Consider the following 18,078-nt stretch of genomic DNA (forward strand, 5'->3'; position numbering starts at 1 on the left):
TCCGCCGGTCAGGACGGGGTTTCGGGATGCGCAGGACGGCTGTGGTGTGCGCCGCGCTGCTCGTGATCACGGGGTGCTCCGCGTCGCCGGCGCGCTTCACCGACGCCCGCGCGCTGGCCGACGCGGCCGTCGCGGCGACGACCGCGGGCCGGTCCGCCCGGTTCACCACCCACGTCACCGCGGGTGCCGTCGTGTCGCACGGCCAGGGCGAGGCCGCGTTCGGCACCGGCGGCACGGCGCTGCGGATGACCACCGACTACCTCGGTGAGCCGCTGGAGCTGCGGTTCGTGGCGCAGTCGCTGTACGCGAAGGTCCCCGCGAGTGCCCTCGACCAGGTGACGGGCCGCAAACCCTGGGTGAAGGTCTCGCCCGACGGTAGCGACCCGTTCTCCCAGGTCCTCGGCGGCAGCCTCGCCCAGCTCGCCGAGCAGAACGACCCCGCGCGCACGCTCGAAGAGGTGCGCACCGCGGGCACCCTCACCGCGAGCGACACCACCACCCTCGACAGCACCGACGCCACGCACTACCGCGTCGACGTCGACCTGTCCCGCCTCGGCGACGAGCTCCCCGCCGGCCTCCCCGCCGGCACCGGCACGAAAGTCCCTCTCGACCTGTGGCTCGACGGGGAGAACCGGCCGCTGCAGCTGGTGCTCGACCTGTCCCCCGTGCTGGCCGCCTCGGGTCCGGCCCGCATCACGGCGCGCTACTCCGACTGGGGCAAGCCGGTCACCGTGACGGCCCCGGCTGCGGACGAGGTGGGGACGTTCGCCGGAGGTTGAGCCGGCGAGCTTCGGTGTGCCGTCAGTGCGTCGGCGTCAAGGCCGGAGCGCCCGCCCAGAGCCGCAGGGCCTCGGCCAGGCCCGTGCGGTCAGGGGTGTCACCGGCCCAGGCGACCACGCCGTCCGGGCGGACCAGGAGGCCAACCGGCGACGCGTCGGACTGGTCCGGGACGGTCGTCACGCGCGTTCCCCACTCGGCGGCGAACCGGCCGAACGCCGTGTCGTGAGTGCGGTCCAGGAGGGCGAAACCGCCGGTGTGGGTGTGGTCGACGAGGCGGGAGCCGTCGGCCAGGAGGACATCCGGGGCGTAGCGGCCGACGCGCGGGTGGGCGCCGGGCAGCGGGAAGTGGTGGCTGACGCCGGAGATCTGCTTCACGGCGTGGGTGGCGCCGTCGGGGGTGGCCAGGAGGGCGGCGACGACCGAGCGCAGGGCGGCGGACTGGGGGTCGCCGCGGAGGACGCCGATCTGGGCCCGTGTCCAGTCGAGGACCCAGGCGCCGAGGGGACGGCGTTCGGCCTCGTAGGTGGCGAGGAGGCCGTCTGGGGCCCAACCGGCGACGACGGCGCCGAGTTTCCAGCCCAGGTTCGTCGCGTCGCCGACGCCGAGGTTGAGGCCCTGGCCGCCGAAGGGCGGGTGGACGTGGGCGGCGTCGCCGGCGAGCAGGACGCGGCCGGAGCGGTAGGTGGCGGCCTGGCGGGTGTTGTCGGTCCAGCGGGTGGCGGTGCCGCGCAGGGCGGTGAGCGTGACGTCGGTGCCCGAGACGCGGCGGAGGCTGGCCTGGACCTCCTCGAGCGTCACGGGCGCGAAGCGGTCGGCCGGGCCGCCGTTGAACTCGACGGTGGTGAGGCGACCTGGCTGCGGCCCGCAGCGGTAGGCGCCCTGAGCCGACCACGTCCAGCTGTCCGCGAGCTTTTCCGGGTCGGCGAGGTCGGCCACGGCCAGAAGCCCCGTGAGCTCGGGCGCGGTGCCGGGGAAGTCGATGCCGGCGAGGCGGCGGACGGTGCTGCGCCCGCCGTCGCAGCCCACGAGCCACGCCGTGCGCACCGGGCCCGCCGTGGTGCCGACCAGCACGTCTTCACCGGTGTCTTCGAGTGACGTGACCTCCACCCCGCGCCGCACCGGCACGCCGAGCCGCGCGACGTGCTCGGCCAGCAGCGCTTCGAGCTCACGCTGGGGCACCAGTTTGGCGCCGTCGACGGCCTCGTGGGCGGCGAGGTCGGGGTCGGTCCAGTCGACGAGGTCGGCGTCGAGGACCAGGCCCGCGAAGTGGCCGGTGAACCGCGTGCCCTGGTCGCCGGTCAGGCGGGCGAACGTGGCGACCAGGTCCCGTTGCACCTGTTCGGCCGCGGGCAGCAGGCCGCGGCGGTCGAGCGCCTCGGCCGTCGGGACGTTGATCGCGCCCGCCTTCACGGCCACGTCGGGTTCGGTCCGCCGCTCCAGCACTTGCACCTTCGCCCCGGTGAGGGCCAGTTCGGCGGCGAGCACGAGGCCCACCGGTCCGGCTCCGACCACGGTGACGTCTCCACGTTCGGCTGACACGAACAACGTTCTTACTTACGAACATCGTTCGTGTCAAGCTAAGGTGACCCCCGTGAACCCGCGAGAACGGCGCGCGGCGCGCCACCAGCCGCCGAACCGCGAGGCCGCCCCCACCCGCCGGCGGCGCGGGGCGCCGATCGTGGACCAGGTCATCGACACGGCCCTGGAGGTCGTCGCCGAGGAGGGCTACGAAGCCCTGACCATGCGGCGCCTCGCCACCGCGCTCGACACCGGACCCGCGTCGCTCTACAACCACGTGGTCAACAAGGCCGACCTCGGCGAGCTGCTGATCGGACGGCTGTGCGCGGAGCTCGTGCTGCCTTCGCCGTCGCCGGAGTCCTGGCGCGAGCAGATCCGCGACGTGTGCGAGCAGCTGCGCGACCAGTACCTGAAGTACCCGGGCATTTCGAGCGCCGCGTTCGCGATGGTGCCGACCGACCTCGAAACCGTGCGGGTCAACGAGGGCATGCTGGCGATCCTGCTCACCGGCGGTGTCGCGCCGCAGACCGCGGCGTGGGCCATCGACGCGCTGTTGCTGTACATCGCGGCCTACTGCTTGGAGCTCTCGGTCGTGCGGCAGCGCTCGACGCGCGAGGACACCGCGTGGGTGCTCGACCGTCCCGAACTACAGCGCCGGCTACGCGCGCTGCCGGCCGAGACGTTTCCGCACACCACGCGCCACGCCGGGGAACTCACGGCGGGTGAGGGGCACGACCGGTTCGATTTCACGGTGGGGTTGCTGATCAACGGGTTGGCGCACGGGTAGGCGCTCGCACCGCGCACCCCGTCCGGCGAGAACCGGCCTACATCAGCTCCAGCAGGAACGGCAGCTCCTGCGGCGCGTACCAAGCCAGCTCGTGGTCCTCCGCGTCGCCGAGGGTGAACTCGGCGTCCTCGTCACCCAGGTCGGCCGCGTCGATCACGGCGGCGGCGGCCGCGACGGCGTCGGCGGCCTCGGCGGAGTCCACGTGGATCGCGGCGATCTGGGCGAGGCGCACGGGGCCGTCGAGGCGGACGACGGCGGCGTCGAGGTCGGCGCGCAGCGTCACGTTGTCCACGTCGGCCGACACGACGGCGCGGCGGGGCTCGCCCTTTTCCTCGGCGTTGATCAGGCGCAGCGACGCACGGGCGGCGTCGAGCAGAGCCGCGTACTCGAGCTCTTCGTCGGAGCCGCTCACGTACGCCTCGCGAAGCCCGGCCGTCAGCGCGAACGCCGTGCCACTGCGGGCGCGGAACTCGCCGTTCGCGTCGAGCTCGCGAAGCATCGCGATCGTCGCCGGAATGTAGACCCTCACCAGTGCGCGCCCTTCAGTTCTTCCAACGCTTCCTCGATCATCCCGCCGAGCAGGCCGACGTCGAACGCGGCCTTGCGGTCGCCGTTGAGTCCGAAGTAGACACCACCGTGGTAGGACGTGACCCCGATCGCCAGCGCCTGCGTGCGCATCAGCGGCATCACGGGGAACATCTCGATCAGTTTCGCCTCACCCGCGTACACCGGTTCCTGCGGCCCCGGCGAATTCGTGATCATCAGGTTGAAAATGCGCCCCGACAGCGACCCGCCGGCCCGCGCGCCCAGCGAATGCAGCGTCGCGGGGGCGAAGCCGCTCACCTTCAGCAGCCCGCGCGCGGCCACGGACCGGCCGGAGTCGAGGTGGTCGGCCATCGCGTGACCCACGTGCTGCAGCCGCAGCACCGGGTTCGGCTCGCCCACCGGCAGGTCGACGAGGTAGGCCGCCACCTGGTTGCCGACGAGCGCGGGCGTGGAGTACTCGGCCGTCTCGGCGTCGCGCACGGCCATGGGCACCAGCGCACGCAAGGTGGCCGTCGGCCCGAGGTGCACACCACGCGAAAGCAGCCACTCGCGCAGTGCGCCGGTGATCGCGGTGAGGATGCCGTCGTTGACGGTCCCCCCGTGGGCCGCGCGGATCTTGCGGTAGTCCTCCAGCCGCGTGCGCACCACGGAGAACATGCGGCCGCCGGACACGCGCACGTTGAGCGGGCCCTGCGGCGCCGGGCTCACGACGGTGCGCAGCGTTGCCGCCACGTCACCGAGGGTCTCGGCGACCTTGCCGACGGAGGTGAGCGCGTCGTTCGCGGCGGAGCGCACGTTCTCCACCAGCTCACCGGGGCGCTGCACGGCCTCGCTCACGGCGTCGAACACCAGCTGCGCCCGGCTCGGCTCGCGCCGCGGCGTCCACGTGTCCTCAGCGGGTTCCGGTGGAGCCGGGACGTCGTCGAGGATGAGCTGGCCGAGGTCGATGGTGCCGATGCCGTCCACAACGGACTGGTGCGTCTTCGTCACCAGCGCCACGCGGTCGCCTTCGAGGCCCTCGACGAAGTAGGCCTCCCACAGCGGCCGCTCGGGCGCGAGCCGGCGCGACATCAGCCGCGCGACCAGGTCGAACAGCTGGTCGTCGGTGCCCGGCTGCGGCAGCGCGGAGCGGCGGACGTGGTAGTTGAGGTCGAAGTCGACGTCGTCCACCCACACCGGCCGCGCGAGATGACCCAGCACGTCGAGCACGCGCTGGCGGTAGCGCGGCAGGAACGGCAGGCGCGAGCCGACGAGGTCGAGCACGTGTGCGTAGTCGAGCCCGCCGCGGGGCCGCTCGAAGATCGCCACGCCGCCGACGTGCATCGGGGTCGCGTGGTCCTCGACGTACAGGAACGAGGCGTCGAGCGCGGACAGGCGGTCGGGCATGGGCCGATCCTTACACAGTGCGAGACTGACCGGCGTGGGTGATGAGGCGGACGTTTCTCCGAAAGACCGGTTCCTGACTGTCTACGGGCGCAAACCCGTGCTCGAAGCTCTCGGCGACCGCGGCCTGCAGGTCGACAAGGTCATCCTCGCCGACACCGCCCGCGGGCCCGCCGCCGCGGAGATCCAGAGCGCCGCCAAGGCCGCCGGGGTGCCCGTGCAGCGCGCGAGCGCCCACCGCGTGAAGGTGCTGGCCGGCAACGGCAAACAGGACCAAGGCGTGCTCGCCGACGTCGTGGCCCCGCGGATGCGCGCGCTCGCGGCCGCGCTGGACGAGCGCCGGCCGCCGTCGCGGGTGCTGCTGCTCGACGGCATCACCACGCCCGCCAACGTCGGCATGATCCTGCGCACGGCCACCGCCGCCGGGATCGAGGGCGTGATCGTGCCGCGGCGGGGCGTCGCGGCACTGGACCCCATGGTCGTGAAGGCTTCGGCCGGGGTGGCGTTCCGCGCGCCGGTCCTGCGTTGCGGCAGCGCCCGCGAGGCAGCCGAGCTGCTGACCGAAGCGGGGTACAGCCTGTACGCGCTGAGTGCGTCGGGCAAGTCCACTGTGTTCGACGTGCCCCTGCCGCAGCGCGCGGCGTTCGTGCTGGGCGGGGAAACCGACGGCGTCGGGGCGGCCGTCGCCGAGCTGGTGACCGAGTGGGTCTCGATCCCCATGCCCGGTGACGTCGAGTCGCTCAACGTGTCGGCGGCCGCGGCGGTGCTGTCGTTCGAGCTGGTGCGCCGCTCAGCCGAATAGCGTCGCGAGCTCTTCGAGCGTGCTCGTCATCGCGACGTGGTGGATCCCGACCATGCCCGCTTCGGCGGCCCCGCGGACGTTGCGCGCGGCGTCGTCCACGAACGCGCAGGTGGCGGCCGCGAGGCCCAGCCGGTCGGCCGCCACGAGGTAGATCTCGCGATCCGGCTTGGCGACGCCGACCTCACCCGAGAACACCAGCGTGTCGAAGTACTCGGCCAGGTCGTTCCGGACGCCGGGTGACGCGCCCGGCGCGTTGGAGACCAGCCCGGTGCGGGTGCCGCGGACGCGAGCGGTGCGCAGGTAGTCGTAGAGCAGGTGGGCGTCGGGGTCGGTGAGGACGCCGGCGTAGTCGACCAGCAAGCCTTTGAGCACGCGCCCACCCTAGCCATCGACGTTGTACCGCAATTTGCAGATGGCGAGCGGCGGTTCGGCGGTTTTCGCCGGATCAGGCAGTGGCGGTCCGGATTCGGTGGTTTGCCGAGCACTACCCCCAGCGGATCGTCCGCGTTTCAGGGGAGGAACACATGACGACCCACCACCTCCGGGGCATCGCCGGCGCCGAGCCCGCCGTCTGCACCCGTCCCACGCGCCGCGTGCCGGCGCCCGGCCGGCCACCGGAACGTGACCTGCCGCCGGCCGGGCACAACGTCGTGCAGCTCCTGGGCCCACCCGGCGAGCGGCAGCTGGCCGGACGGCTCAACGCGATCCTGGAGGTTCTCGGCGGGCGCCGCTCCGCCGCGCAGGTGCAGAACCTGGTCGACCCGGCGTTGTTCGCGCGGCTGCTGACCCACGGCCGCCTGCCGAGCACCCGCCACCGCATCGGAACGCTGCACCTCTGCCGGCCCACGGACCTGGCACTCGAGACCGCGGCGACCGTGCGGAGCGGGCCGCGGGTGCTGGCGTTGGCCGCGCGGTTCGAACGGACGCGGACGGGGTGGGTGTGCACGCGCTTCCACCTGCTCGCGCCTCGGACCGGCCCGGTGCGACCGGTCCAGCCGGTGCAACCCGTGCGGCGCCGGTCGGTGGCATGACGGGACGGGTGTCCTGACGAGTGGGTCAGGACACCCGCCGCCTCAGTTCACTGCCACCGGAAGCTCGGCCAGCCCCCGCATCGTCACCGTCGGGTTCCACGTCGGGGTGCCGGCGAGGTGCAGGGTCGGCGTGCGGAGGGCGAGTTCGCGCAGGGCGGTGCGGCCCTCCAGGCGCGCCAGGGGCGAGCCGAGGCAGAAGTGGATGCCCTGGCCGAAGGCGAGGTGGCGGGAGGGTTCCCGGGTGGGGTCGAAGGTGTCCGGGGCCGGGTGCGTCGCGGGATCGCGGTTGGCGGCGCCGATGAGGACGATGGCCTGGTCGCCGGGCACGACCTCGGTGTCGCCGACGCGGGTGGGCTTGAGGGCGACGCGGCTGGTGAGCTGCACCGGGGAATCGTGGCGGAGGACTTCTTCGACGGCGTTGGCCGCCCACTCGCCGTCGGTGCCGAGGGAGCGCAGGCCGGCGGGAGAACGGAGCAGGGCGAGCACGCCGTTGCCGATGAGGTTGGTGGTTGTCTCGTGGCCGGCGACCAGCAACAGCGTGAGGGTGACCAGGAGTTCGGCCTCGGTGAGCTTGTCGCCCTGGTCGGTCACGGCGACGAGGTCCGAGAGCAGGTCGTCGCCGGGGGTGTGGCGGCGTTCGGCGGCCAGGGCGCGGAAGTAGGCGTTGAACTCGCGCCCGGCGGCGCCCGCTTCCACGAGCACGGCGTCGGCGACGAGGAACGACGGGTCGAGGGCGCGGGCCAGCGCGTGGGACCACTCGGCGAAGCGCGAGCGGTCGGCCACCGGCACGCCGAGCATCTCGCTGATCACCTCCACGGGCAGCGGCGCGGCCAGCGCGGTCATCAGGTCGGCGGAACCCGCCTCGACCAGCTCGTCGATCAGGCGGGTGGTGATCGCCTCGACGCGGGGACGCAGGCGTTCGACCGTGCGCGGCGTGAAGGCCTTGGACACGAGCCGGCGCAGGCGTGTGTGGTCCGGCGGGTTCAACCCCAGGAACGAGACGACCGGGCGGCCCTCGGCGTCGACGAGGTCGTCCGGGTGCAGGGTCGCCGGGTCGAGCACCTCCGGCTCCGGGTGGCCGAACGCGGGATCACGCACGACGTCCATCGCTTGCGCCAAGCCGCTCACCACGAGGAATCCCGGCGCGAGCTCGGCGACGGGCGCTTCCTCACGCCAAGCGCGGTACAGCGGGTACGGATCCGCCTTGTGCTCGGGCGCGAACATCTTGGTGAACGTTTCCAGGTCGGCCACGGTCCTCCCCCTCGTCGGCACCACCACCCACGTTAGGCGCGAACCCCCGTTACGCGCACGAAGAAGGGCGGGTCGCCCGAAGCGACCCGCCCTTCTTCTGACCAAGAACTCAGCGACGCGGGCCCTTCTTGCCCTTCTTCGCCTGCTCACGCTCGGCCGCGCGACGCTCGCGCCGGGTGGTGCCCGAGCCCGCAGTCTCGTTCGCGGCACTGTCCGAGTGCGACTCGACTCCGCCACCCTCGGCCGGGCCCGACATCGTCAGTCCGGATTGGACACCGCCACCGGTTCCCTTGCCGCGCAAGGCCGACGGCACCGACTCGGTGTCGGTCGTCGGCGGCTGCGGCGGGGTCGGGCGCGCGTGACGGCCACCGTCGTTGCCGAACGAAGCGGCCGCGGCGGCGGTGGCCGACGTGACGCCCGCGGGCAGCGCCGAGGGGTCCGGCTGCGACACCGGTTCCGGCTCGCTGCGCTCGACCTGCAGGTTGAACAGGAAGCCGACGGCCTCCTCCTTCAGCGAGTCGAGCATCGCGCGGAACATGTCGAAGCCCTCGCGCTGGTACTCGATCAGCGGGTCGCGCTGAGCGAGCGCCCGCATGCCGATGCCCTCCTTGAGGTAGTCCATCTCGTAGAGGTGCTCACGCCACTTGCGGTCCAGCACGGTGAGCATGACCTGGCGCTCGAGGCGGCGCATCGCGCCTTCCTCGCCCACCAGCTCGTCGATCTCGGCCTCGCGCTTGGCGTACGCGGCGATCGCGTCGCTGACCAGCGCCTCGCGCAGGCCCATCGCGTCGAGGTCGCCGTCCTCCACCAGATCGTCCCAGTTCAGGCCGACCGGGTAGAGCGTCTTGAGCGCGGTCCACAGCTGCTCGTGGTCCCAGTCCTCGGCGTACCCGTCCGAGGTCGCGCCGTCGACGTAGGCGCCGACCACGTCGATGATCATGTGCTCGATCTGCTCGCGCAGGTCCTCGCCCTCGAGCACGCGGTGGCGCTCGGCGTAGATCACCTTGCGCTGCTCGTTCATGACCTCGTCGTACTTGAGGACGTTCTTGCGCGTCTCCATGTTGAGCTGCTCGACCTGCGTCTGCGCGCTCTTGATCGCCTTGGAGACCATCTTGTGCTCGATCGGCACGTCGTCGGGCAGGCGCATCGTGGTCATCACGCGCTCCACCATCACGGCGTTGAACCGGCGCATGAGGTCGTCGCCGAGCGACAGGTAGAAACGCGACTCACCCGGGTCACCCTGGCGGCCGGAGCGACCGCGCAGCTGGTTGTCGATGCGGCGCGACTCGTGGCGCTCGGTGCCCAGCACGTAGAGCCCGCCCGCTTCGCGGACCTGCTCGGCCTCCTCCTTGGCGCCCGCCTTGATCTCCTCGAGCACCTTCGGCCACGCGGCCTCGTACTCCTCGGAGTTCTCGACCGGGTCGAGACCCTTCTCGCGCAGCTCCTGGTCGGCGATGATGTCCGGGTTGCCGCCCAGCACGATGTCGGTACCACGGCCGGCCATGTTCGTGGCGACCGTGACCGCGCCCAGCTTGCCGGCGCGCGCGACGATCAGCGCCTCGCGGCCGTGGTACTTCGCGTTCAGCACCTCGTGGGGCACGCCCAGCTTCAGCAGCAGCTTCGAGAGGTGCTCGGACTTCTCGACGCTCGTGGTGCCGACCAGCACCGGCTGGCCCTTCTCGTGCCGCTCGGCGATGTCCTCGGCGACAGCCTCGAACTTGGCCTGCTCGGTCTTGTAGATCAGGTCGGCGCGGTCGGCGCGCACCATCGGCCGGTTCGTCGGGATCGGCACCACACCCAGCTTGTAGGTCTGGTGGAACTCGGCGGCCTCGGTCTCGGCGGTACCGGTCATGCCCGAGAGCTTGTTGTACAGCCGGAAGTAGTTCTGCAGCGTGATCGTGGCGAGCGTCTGGTTCTCGGCCTTGATCTCGACCTTCTCCTTGGCCTCGATCGCCTGGTGCATGCCCTCGTTGTAGCGGCGGCCCACCAGGATGCGGCCCGTGAACTCGTCGACGATCGTGACTTCGCCGTCGCGGACGATGTAGTCCTTGTCCTTGTTGTAGAGCTCCTTGGCCTTCAACGCGTTGTTGAGGTAGCCGACCAGCGGCGTGTTCGCGGCCTCGTAGAGGTTCTCGATGCCGAGCTGGTCCTCGACGAACCGCACGCCCTTCTCGGTGACCGCCACGGTGCGCTTGCGCACGTCGATCTCGTAGTGGTACTTCGAGTTGATCAGGTTGGCCTTCTCGACGCGCTCGCGCGAGCCCATCGTGGTGGTGTCGATGCCCTGCATCAGCGGCGCGAGGCGGGCGAACTCCATGTACCACCGCGACGACTGGTCCGCCGGGCCCGAGATGATCAGCGGCGTGCGCGCCTCGTCGATGAGGATCGAGTCGACCTCGTCCACGATCGCGAAGTTGTGCCCGCGCTGCACGCACTCGTCGAGCGACCACGTCATGTTGTCGCGCAGGTAGTCGAAGCCGAACTCGTTGTTCGTGCCGTAGGTGACGTCGGCCTCGTAGTGACGGCGGCGCTCCTGCGGGTCCTGCTCGGCGAGGATCACGCCGACCTCGAGCCCGAGGAAGCGGTGGATGCGGCCCATCCACTCGGCGTCGCGCTTGGCGAGGTAGTCGTTGGTGGTGACGACGTGCACGCCGTCACCCGACAGCGCGTTGAGGTAGGCCGGCAGCACGCAGGTGAGGGTTTTGCCCTCACCGGTCTTCATCTCGGCGACCTGGCCGAGGTGCAGCGCCGCGCCGCCCATGATCTGCACGTCGTAGTGCCGCTGACCGAGCACGCGCTTGGCGGCCTCGCGGGCGACCGCGTAGGCCTCGGGGAGCAGGTCGTCGAGCGTCTCGCCCTTCCCGTACCGCTCCTTGAACTCGCCGGTCTTCGCCTGCAGTTCGGCGTCCGACAGGTCCTTCACGTCGTCTTCGAGGGTGTTGACGTGATCGGCGATGTTGCGCAGCCGCTTCACCATCTTGCCCTCACCCGCGCGGAGCAGGCGGTTCAGCACCATCCGGTCGACCTCACTAGCTGGTTTGATCGCACCCGAGCCGGTCCCGGGTCTGTGGGCACGGCGCGCACGGGTAGCGCGGCGCCGCCGTCTCACCACATCGTAGGGAACACGGCGTGGTCCGCGCACGCACGTGCTCGCAGAAGGTCACGAGAGGCCCCTTCGCACCCTACTCCCGGCAGGCGGGTGGCCCGCACGCGCTCGCGTGCGGGCCACCGTGGCCGTGGTCGCTCGGGGGCGTCAGCCGAGCCGGATCACGCCGTAGTCGAAACCCTTCCTCCGGTAGACGACGCTCGGTCGTCCCGACTCGGAGTCGTTGAACAGGTAGAAGTCATGGCCGACCAGCTCCATCTCGTAGAGAGCCTGGTCCACGGTCATGGGGTCCGCGTCGTGCTTCTTCTCGCGGACGACTCGGCCGGGCTGGTAACCCAGGTCCTCGTCGTCTTCCCAGCGCTTCTGCCGGGGCAGGGTGATCCCATCCGAGCTGACGGCCGCGAAACCTTCGGTGATCGGTTCGGCCGTGTCCGCGGCGGGCGCCTCCAGCACCGCCGTGCTCGCTGTGGGACGGGCGACGGCGTCCGACGATCCGCCGGCCATCGCCATGGAGGTCGCCTCGGCGACCGATTCCGGGCGGCTGCGCCCGTAGTGAACGCGCCTCCGGTCGTGTGTCCGCCTGAGCCGGTTCTCCAGCTTGGTGACGGCGGAGTCGAGCGCTGCGTAGAAGTCGGCGGCGCACGCTTCGGCGCGCACGGCCGGACCGCGGCCCTTGCCGGTGATCTCGACGCGCTGGCAGCTCTTCGCCTGCCGGCGGTTCGGCTCGTGGAACAGCTCCACGTCGTACCGGATGACCTTCTTGTCGTAGCGCTCAAGTCGGGCCAGCTTTTCGCTGACGAGTGCCCGGTAGTGGTCGGGCACCTCCACGTTGCGGCCCTTAACGACGATGTCCATACACGACCTCCCTCGCTGAGATGACTGCGAGCTGTTGTGTTCAACACGGCGCCGGTAGTGCGGGGACGGAGCCCGGATCTGGCGGGCTGAGAAGAACTCGATGGCCGGTCACGACGTCTCGTGCCGGATGCTCGAGCGCGGACTCAGCGCGCCTCCGGCGCCAGGGACATGGGCTGCGCACCTCCCTGCCTGCGGGGATTGCTGATAGCGGAGCACGTTAGCTTCCTCACGCCTCTCGCAACAGCCCCCGGCTCGGGGGATGTCACGATTCGGGAACCCATTACGGCGCGCAGCGAAACCCCCGTGCGCAGCCCGAAATCCCGCCACTCAAAGCCGTACGCGAGACCTGCGATTTCACGCTTACGGCGCAACCGAGCGGGAGCCCGGAAGCCGAGAGTCACGACCCGCCGCGCCACAGCCGCCACCCCGGTGGAGTGTTCGGCCGGCCGCGTGATTTCGAGCCAGACCCTCATGTCCCGTCAACGGGCGGCCGCATCGTGACGTTCCCCCTTGACGTCACTCGTGTAGGTGACGTTCGCTCACCCTGCGGCGAGCAACGCAACGACCCCCGACACGGTGACCCCGGCTTCGGCGAGCGCCCGTACGCACGCGCCCGCTGTGGCACCCGTGGTGATCACGTCGTCGACCACCACCACCCGGCTGCCCGGCGGCGGCCTGCCCGCGGGCACGAACCGCAACCGCCCGGCCAGGTTGGCCACGCGCTCGGCCCGGGTCAGGCCCACGGCGTCGCGAGCACCCTGCACGGCGAGCGCGGGCGCGACGAACACTTCGGTACCCGTGTGGGCGAGGCGGCGTGCGGTCGCTTCGGCGAGACGCTGCACGTGCGGGCCGCCGCGAAGGCGGGAAGCCGAGCGACGGCTGGGTGCCGGGACGAGGCACCACGGTCCGGCGCGCGAACCACCCGCGGGCACGGGAAATCCACCCGGCAACGCGACCAGCGCCTCCGCCAGCACCCGCCCGAGTGCCGGCGCCAGGTCACGCCGGCCGCGCTCCTTGTAGGCGATCAGCACGCGCTTGGCGACGCCCTGGTAGCGCGCCAGGGCGTAGGCGGGCACGAGCCCGCTCAGGGGCGCGCGGACCACCTCCGTGAGTGACCCCCACACCCGCGAACACTCCGCGCAGCACGGGACTCCCCGGGCGCGGCAGCCGGCACACCGGGCGGGGACGAGCAGGTCGAGAACCATGACCCGCAGTGTGCACCCGGGCACCGACAGTTTCGGTGCCGCGCGGAACCGGCGGGGCCGGAAACCGGTGTCAGCCCGGGTAGAACGGCGCCGCGTGCAGCATCGTGTGCGACTGGGGCCGCCAGACCTCGCCGAGTTCGGTGGCGTTCCACAGCCCGCCCGGGTCGGCCACCACGATGGGCCGGTTGGGGGCCGCGGTGACGGCGGTGACCGGGGCGGTGAGGTTCGAGCTGTTGAACGCGTCCAGGCGGCGCCCGTCGACCGAAACGCGTTGCACCGGCTGGGAAGAAGACGACGTGGCGACCACCAGCGTGTCCGCGGTCGACCCCCAGTCGAGATCCACGACGTTCGAGAGATCACCCGGCTGGAGGACTCGCGGCTCGCGCAGCGTGACCGTGTCGCCGTTGCGCACGACCGCCGCGACCACGAGCTGCCCGTTCACGATCGCCGCCACGCGGGCGCCGTCGCGGGACAGGCGCAGGCCGCTGATGTCGGTGCCGAGGGCGAGCAGGTCGTTGGCGTTCACGCTCTGCCGCAGCCAGTGGCCCGTCGGGTCGAGCACCATGCGCGCGACGATCGAATGGTCCACCACCGTCCACACCTCGCCCGACGGACCGGCGCCGGTCGGCGCGGGCCGCCACGTGGGCCGGCTCAGCGAGCCGCCGCTGAGGTCCACGAGCGGCAGGTCGCGGCCCAGGTCGCCGACCCGCAGCTGCACGCGGTCGCCGTTCTGCTCGACGACGGCGAGCCGCTTGCCGTCGATCGACTGCGCGGCGCTGACCACGTCGTACCCGCCGTTGCCCGCCGGGCCCGCCACCGGCGAACCGTCACCGAGGGACCGGATGCGCCCGTCGACCGTCATCAGGCCCAGCAGGTCGGGGCTCGGCGAGGAGGCTGCGCTGTAGTTCGGCACATCGCTGCTGCGCCAGTACTCGTGGTCGGCCACGAGCGGCTGGCCGTCGGCGAGCAGCCGGATGCGCGAGGACGTGACGGTCTCCATCGACAGCACGATCTGCGCCGCGATCAGCCGTCTCGTCTCGGGGCTCGCGCCACTGAGCCCGGAGAGCTGCACCAGCAGCGAACCGTCGTCGTTGTTCTTGACGTTCGTGTCGAGCGCGACCTGGTCGCCCAGCAGGTTCTTCACGGCGCCGCCGAGCCCGGCCGACGGGCCCTGCAGCACCAGGTCCATCACGCGCCCCGGCAGGCCCGACTGCGGTTTCGCGGGCACGTACCGCAGATCGGGCACGAAGGTGCCGGAGTCCGCGGAGTAGAAGCTCACGGCGACGCGGTTGTAGTTCGCTTCGAAGTCGTCGTCGGTCACCATCAGCGTGGGTGGCGGGTTCGAGATGCGCCACTGGCCGTTGGCCTGCTTGCGGACCTGCACCGTCAGCTCGGCCGGGCCCGAGGCGGGGATGAACGCGGAGTCGGCGCTGAGCGTGCCGAGGGTGGAGCCGCGCAACCCCACGTCGCGCACGTTCGGGTCCGGCGGAGCCGCCGAGGAAGACGGTGGCGGGGTGTCGTAGACCGTGCTGAACGTGTTGTCGATGATCGTGATCGCGCGGCCGGGCTTCCAGGCGCTGCGCTGCCGGTCGTCGAGGTACGCCCGCGCCGCCGCGTTGTTGGACCACGGATCGCCGTTGTTGCGGATGAAGTCGCGCACCAGCGACAGCGCGTCGATGTCCTGCCTCGGCTCGGGAGCGTCGTTGGCCTGCGGCGAAGGCGCGTCGACGGACACGACCAGCGGCTGCGACTCCAGCGGCACGTTGGCACAGCCCGCGAGCAGCAGCACACACGCCAGCGCGAGGAACACACGCCTCACTTGCCGACCTCCTCGCGGTCGGCATCGCGCTGGGGGTCACGATCGGCGTCGCGGTCGGCCAGGATCGCGCCGGGCGCCGGCTGCACCTCGAGCACCGACGACGGCATCAGCGTGATCTCCGGCGCCGCGTCGGGCGGTGGCAGGCGCAGCGGGCTCTCCTCGATCGGCACGTGCTGGTGGCGCGGCAGCACGAGCCGGAAGCAGGCGCCCTGGCCCAGCTCGCCCCACGCGTCGAGGACACCGCCGTGCAGCCGCGCGTCCTCCTGGCTGATCGCCAGGCCGAGGCCGGTGCCGCCGGTGCGCCGGTTGCGTGAGGGGTCGGCGCGCCAGAACCGGTTGAACACCAGCTCAGCCTCGCCCGCGCGCAGGCCCACGCCGTTGTCGCGCACGGTGATGGCCACCGCGCTCTCGTTCACCGCGACGGTGAGCTGCACGGGTTTGCCCTCGCTGTGGTCGACGGCGTTGCCCAGCAGGTTGCGCAGGATCCGCTCCACGCGCCGGGCGTCGACCTCGGCGGAGGCGTCTTCTTCGGGCAGGACCAGCTCGACGGAGCTGCCCGCGGTGCCCGCGATCACGCGCACCTGCTCGACCGCGCGCGTCGCGATGGGCCGCACGTCGATGTACTCGGCGGAAAGCTCCTCCACCCCCGCATCGAGGCGGCTGATCTCCAGCAGGTCGCCGAGCAGCGCTTCGAAGCGGTCGAGCTCGTCGACCAGCAGTTCCGTGGACCGGGCGAGGCCGGCGGGGAACTGCTCGCGCGAGGCGTGCAGCACGTCAGCGGCCATGCGGACCGTGGTGAGCGGGGTGCGCAGCTCGTGGGAGACGTCCGAGGTGAACCGGCGCTGCAGCCCGCCGAACTCCTCGAGCTGGCGGATCTGGCGCTGGATGCTCGCGGCCATGCCGTTGTACGACACGGCGAGCTTCGCCAGGTCGTCCTCGCCGACCACGGCGAGGCGCTGCTCCAGGTCCCCGCCCGCGAACTGCTCGGCCGCCGCGGCCGCCGACCGGACGGGCCGCACCACCTGCCGCACGACCAGGTTCGTGATGCCGGCCAGCAACAGCAGCAGCACGAGCCCACCCACGAGCAGCGTGTTCTGCACGGTCGACACGGTGTTCTGCTCGCTGGTCAGCGGGAACAGCAAGTACAGCTGCAGCGGGCTCGCCACCGAGCTCAGCGGCGTGCCCACGATGAGGTAGGTGGTGTTCCCGTTGTTCTCGGCGACCGTGTGCTCGACGCGCGCGAGGTTGCCGCCCTCGACGAACTGGCGCAGCCGCACCGGCACCGAGTTGAACGGGCCCACGAACACCGGGTCGGCGTCGGACTGCGCGCGCCCGACGCTCGCGAGCACCGGCTCGAACGTGCCCGCCGTGGACCCCGCGGGCGACGCCGACGTGGTGGAGATCTTTTTCAGCGCGTTCTCGAGCCGCGTGTGCAGCGCGTCGGTGGACTCGCCGCCGACGCCGACCAGTTCACGGGCCGCGGTGTCAGCCAGCGCCTGCGTCTGCTCGACGGCCGCCTTGCGCTTGGTGTCGAGCAGGCGCTCGGTGATCTGGTTCTGCAGGACCATGCCCAGCACGAAGACCACGGCGGCCGACAGCGCGAGCGTCGAGATCGTGACCCGGAACTGCAGCGAGTGGCGCCACAGCTCGTTGAACGCCACCACCCGGCGGCGCGCGAAGACCACGACGCGCCGCACGAGGCGCACCGTGGCTCGGGCGATGGCGGTCGGCCGTCCCACCTTCGGGTGACTCTTGGTCCCGGCGGGTGGGCCGGCTGCCGCGGAAGTCGTCATCGGCTCATCACGGCGGGCCGGCCTTGTACCCGACGCCGCGCACCGTCAACACCACCTCGGGGTGCTCCGGGTCCTTCTCGACCTTCGAGCGCAGGCGCTGGACGTGCACGTTGACCAGCCGCGTGTCCGCCGCGTGGCGGTAACCCCACACCTGCTCCAGCAGCACCTCGCGCGTGAAGACCTGGCGCGGTTTGCGGGCCAGCGCCACGAGGAGGTCGAACTCGAGCGGTGTGAGCGGGATGGCCTTGCCCTCGCGGGTGACCTCGTGCCCCGGCACGTCGATCGCCAGGTCTCCGATGGTGAGCGACTCGGCGGGCTCGGCCTCGGTGCGGCGCAGGCGGGCGCGCACGCGGGCGACGAGCTCCTTCGGCTTGAACGGCTTGACCACGTAGTCGTCGGCGCCGGACTCGAGGCCCAGCACTATGTCGACGGTGTCGCTCTTGGCGGTCAGCATCACGATCGGCACGCCGGACTCGCCGCGGATCGCCTTGCAGACGTCGATGCCGTTCATGCCCGGCAGCATCAGGTCCAGCAGGACCAGGTCCGGTTTCAGCTCGCGCAGCGCGGGCAGGGCGCGCGAACCGTCCGCGACCACCGCGGTGTCGAACCCCTCACCACGCAGCACGATGGTGAGCATCTCCGCCAGCGCTGGGTCGTCGTCGACCACCAAGACACGTGCCTTCATGAGCACATGTTCGCACTACTTGCGCCGCCGTCGAGCACGACCCGCGCGTTTGACCTCCAGAAAGATCAAGATCGCGGCATCGGGTTGCTCCATCCGGGCGCGTGTGAGCAGGCCGTGGACGACCCGTGGCCTCGGCCGGGAAGAGCTAGGCGGTGTGCCGGGTGCTGTCCTCGCCGACGGCCGCGGGCACCGGTGCGTCGACGAACACGACGCCCTCGGTCACCACCACGGGGTAGGTGCGCACGGGGTTCCTCGCCGGCAGGCACGTGGGCGCGCCGGTGCGCAGGTCGAACTGGGCCGCGTGCAGCGGGCACTCCACGAAGCAGCCTTCGAGCCAGCCGTCGGCGAGCGAGGCGTCCTGGTGGGTGCAGGTGTCGTCGATCGCGTAGAAGCCGGTGGCGGTGTGGAAGACCGCGATCGGGGTCGGGCCGTCAAGGCGCAGCGACTCACCCTCGGGCAGGTCGGTGATGGCGCAGGCACGGATCATCGGGTTGCCTCCGGGAAACGGGTCACGGGA

The 18,078-nt window shown here is 71.6% G+C and carries 16 protein-coding genes; 4 read left to right on the plus strand and 12 right to left on the minus strand.

What is annotated here, in order from left to right:
* The first annotated feature begins 26 nt into the window (after window positions 1-26).
* Window positions 27-779: a hypothetical protein gene (locus ACWEOE_RS24060; protein ID WP_452012684.1), complete on the plus strand. Its 753-nt coding sequence runs from the start codon at window positions 27-29 to the stop codon at window positions 777-779.
* 22 nt (window positions 780-801) lie between these two features.
* On the opposite strand, the gene ACWEOE_RS24065 is transcribed toward ACWEOE_RS24060, so the two are convergent.
* Window positions 802-2,319: an FAD-dependent monooxygenase gene (locus ACWEOE_RS24065; RefSeq protein WP_452012685.1), complete on the minus strand. Its 1,518-nt coding sequence runs from the start codon at window positions 2,317-2,319 to the stop codon at window positions 802-804.
* Window positions 2,320-2,371: 52 nt separating this feature from the next.
* On the opposite strand from ACWEOE_RS24065, the gene ACWEOE_RS24070 reads away from it, so the two are divergent.
* Window positions 2,372-3,085, plus strand: coding sequence for a TetR/AcrR family transcriptional regulator (locus tag ACWEOE_RS24070; protein WP_452012686.1), 714 nt, complete (start codon window positions 2,372-2,374; stop codon window positions 3,083-3,085).
* A 37-nt stretch (window positions 3,086-3,122) separates the two neighbouring features.
* On the opposite strand, the gene ACWEOE_RS24075 is transcribed toward ACWEOE_RS24070, so the two are convergent.
* Complete coding sequence (locus ACWEOE_RS24075; RefSeq protein WP_452012687.1) at window positions 3,123-3,614, minus strand: DUF6912 family protein; 492 nt, start codon at window positions 3,612-3,614, stop codon at window positions 3,123-3,125.
* Window positions 3,611-5,017 (minus strand): WS/DGAT/MGAT family O-acyltransferase, encoded by a 1,407-nt coding sequence (locus ACWEOE_RS24080; protein WP_452012689.1) that lies wholly within the window; start codon window positions 5,015-5,017, stop codon window positions 3,611-3,613. Before ACWEOE_RS24080 ends, ACWEOE_RS24075 begins: the two co-directional genes overlap by 4 nt.
* 34 nt (window positions 5,018-5,051) lie before the next feature.
* Between ACWEOE_RS24080 and ACWEOE_RS24085 the strand changes: the two genes are divergently transcribed.
* Entirely contained in the window at window positions 5,052-5,816 is a 765-nt protein-coding gene (locus ACWEOE_RS24085) for a TrmH family RNA methyltransferase (protein ID WP_452012690.1), read from the plus strand.
* Here ACWEOE_RS24085 and ACWEOE_RS24090 read toward each other — a convergent pair.
* Window positions 5,805-6,188, minus strand: coding sequence for an HAD-IA family hydrolase (locus ACWEOE_RS24090; protein ID WP_452012691.1), 384 nt, complete (start codon window positions 6,186-6,188; stop codon window positions 5,805-5,807). The genes ACWEOE_RS24085 and ACWEOE_RS24090 overlap by 12 nt on opposite strands.
* Before the next feature lie 152 nt (window positions 6,189-6,340).
* Between ACWEOE_RS24090 and ACWEOE_RS24095 the strand changes: the two genes are divergently transcribed.
* Window positions 6,341-6,847, plus strand: coding sequence for an Rv3235 family protein (locus tag ACWEOE_RS24095; RefSeq protein WP_452012693.1), 507 nt, complete (start codon window positions 6,341-6,343; stop codon window positions 6,845-6,847).
* 42 nt (window positions 6,848-6,889) lie between these two features.
* Here the strand turns inward: ACWEOE_RS24095 and ACWEOE_RS24100 are convergent, their stop codons facing one another.
* The 8 genes from ACWEOE_RS24100 to ACWEOE_RS24135 all read right to left on the minus strand — a co-directional run bounded on the left by ACWEOE_RS24100 (window position 6,890) and on the right by ACWEOE_RS24135 (window position 18,048).
* On the minus strand, window positions 6,890-8,098 hold the full coding sequence (locus ACWEOE_RS24100) for a cytochrome P450 (RefSeq protein WP_452012695.1): 1,209 nt from the start codon (window positions 8,096-8,098) through the stop codon (window positions 6,890-6,892).
* 109 nt (window positions 8,099-8,207) lie between these two features.
* Window positions 8,208-11,114, minus strand: a complete 2,907-nt coding sequence (secA, locus tag ACWEOE_RS24105; RefSeq protein ID WP_452012696.1) for a preprotein translocase subunit SecA — start codon at window positions 11,112-11,114, stop codon at window positions 8,208-8,210.
* Between the two features lie 237 nt (window positions 11,115-11,351).
* A complete protein-coding gene (gene hpf / locus ACWEOE_RS24110) occupies window positions 11,352-12,059 on the minus strand; it encodes a ribosome hibernation-promoting factor, HPF/YfiA family (protein WP_452012698.1) in 708 nt (235 codons plus the stop codon).
* 539 nt (window positions 12,060-12,598) lie between these two features.
* Window positions 12,599-13,162, minus strand: a complete 564-nt coding sequence (locus ACWEOE_RS24115) for a ComF family protein (protein WP_452012699.1) — start codon at window positions 13,160-13,162, stop codon at window positions 12,599-12,601.
* Window positions 13,163-13,334: 172 nt separating this feature from the next.
* Window positions 13,335-15,083, minus strand: a complete 1,749-nt coding sequence (locus ACWEOE_RS24120) for an LpqB family beta-propeller domain-containing protein (protein WP_452012700.1) — start codon at window positions 15,081-15,083, stop codon at window positions 13,335-13,337.
* Window positions 15,080-16,822: an MtrAB system histidine kinase MtrB gene (gene mtrB / locus ACWEOE_RS24125; protein WP_452012702.1), complete on the minus strand. Its 1,743-nt coding sequence runs from the start codon at window positions 16,820-16,822 to the stop codon at window positions 15,080-15,082. Before mtrB ends, ACWEOE_RS24120 begins: the two co-directional genes overlap by 4 nt.
* Window positions 16,823-16,883: 61 nt before the next feature.
* Window positions 16,884-17,561, minus strand: a complete 678-nt coding sequence (gene mtrA, locus ACWEOE_RS24130) for an MtrAB system response regulator MtrA (protein WP_204093576.1) — start codon at window positions 17,559-17,561, stop codon at window positions 16,884-16,886.
* 145 nt (window positions 17,562-17,706) lie between these two features.
* The gene (locus ACWEOE_RS24135; protein WP_452012704.1) at window positions 17,707-18,048 is read right to left on the minus strand and encodes a bifunctional 3-phenylpropionate/cinnamic acid dioxygenase ferredoxin subunit; all 342 of its coding nucleotides are present in this window, start codon (window positions 18,046-18,048) and stop codon (window positions 17,707-17,709) included.
* Window positions 18,049-18,078: the final 30 nt, after the last annotated feature.

Source organism: Amycolatopsis sp. NPDC004368, assembly GCF_053602515.1.

Excerpts from the sequence above, each read along its gene's own strand:
- ACWEOE_RS24060 (WP_452012684.1), top strand. The coding sequence starts at position 27 with ATGCGCAGGACGGCTGTGGTGTGCGCCGCGCTGCTCGTGATCACGGGG.
- ACWEOE_RS24080 (WP_452012689.1), bottom strand. The coding sequence starts at position 5,017 with ATGCCCGACCGCCTGTCCGCGCTCGACGCCTCGTTCCTGTACGTCGAG.
- ACWEOE_RS24095 (WP_452012693.1), top strand. The coding sequence starts at position 6,341 with ATGACGACCCACCACCTCCGGGGCATCGCCGGCGCCGAGCCCGCCGTC.
- secA (WP_452012696.1), bottom strand. The coding sequence starts at position 11,114 with ATGGTGCTGAACCGCCTGCTCCGCGCGGGTGAGGGCAAGATGGTGAAG.
- hpf (WP_452012698.1), bottom strand. The coding sequence starts at position 12,059 with ATGGACATCGTCGTTAAGGGCCGCAACGTGGAGGTGCCCGACCACTAC.
- mtrA (WP_204093576.1), bottom strand. The coding sequence starts at position 17,561 with ATGAAGGCACGTGTCTTGGTGGTCGACGACGACCCAGCGCTGGCGGAG.
- ACWEOE_RS24135 (WP_452012704.1), bottom strand. The coding sequence starts at position 18,048 with ATGATCCGTGCCTGCGCCATCACCGACCTGCCCGAGGGTGAGTCGCTG.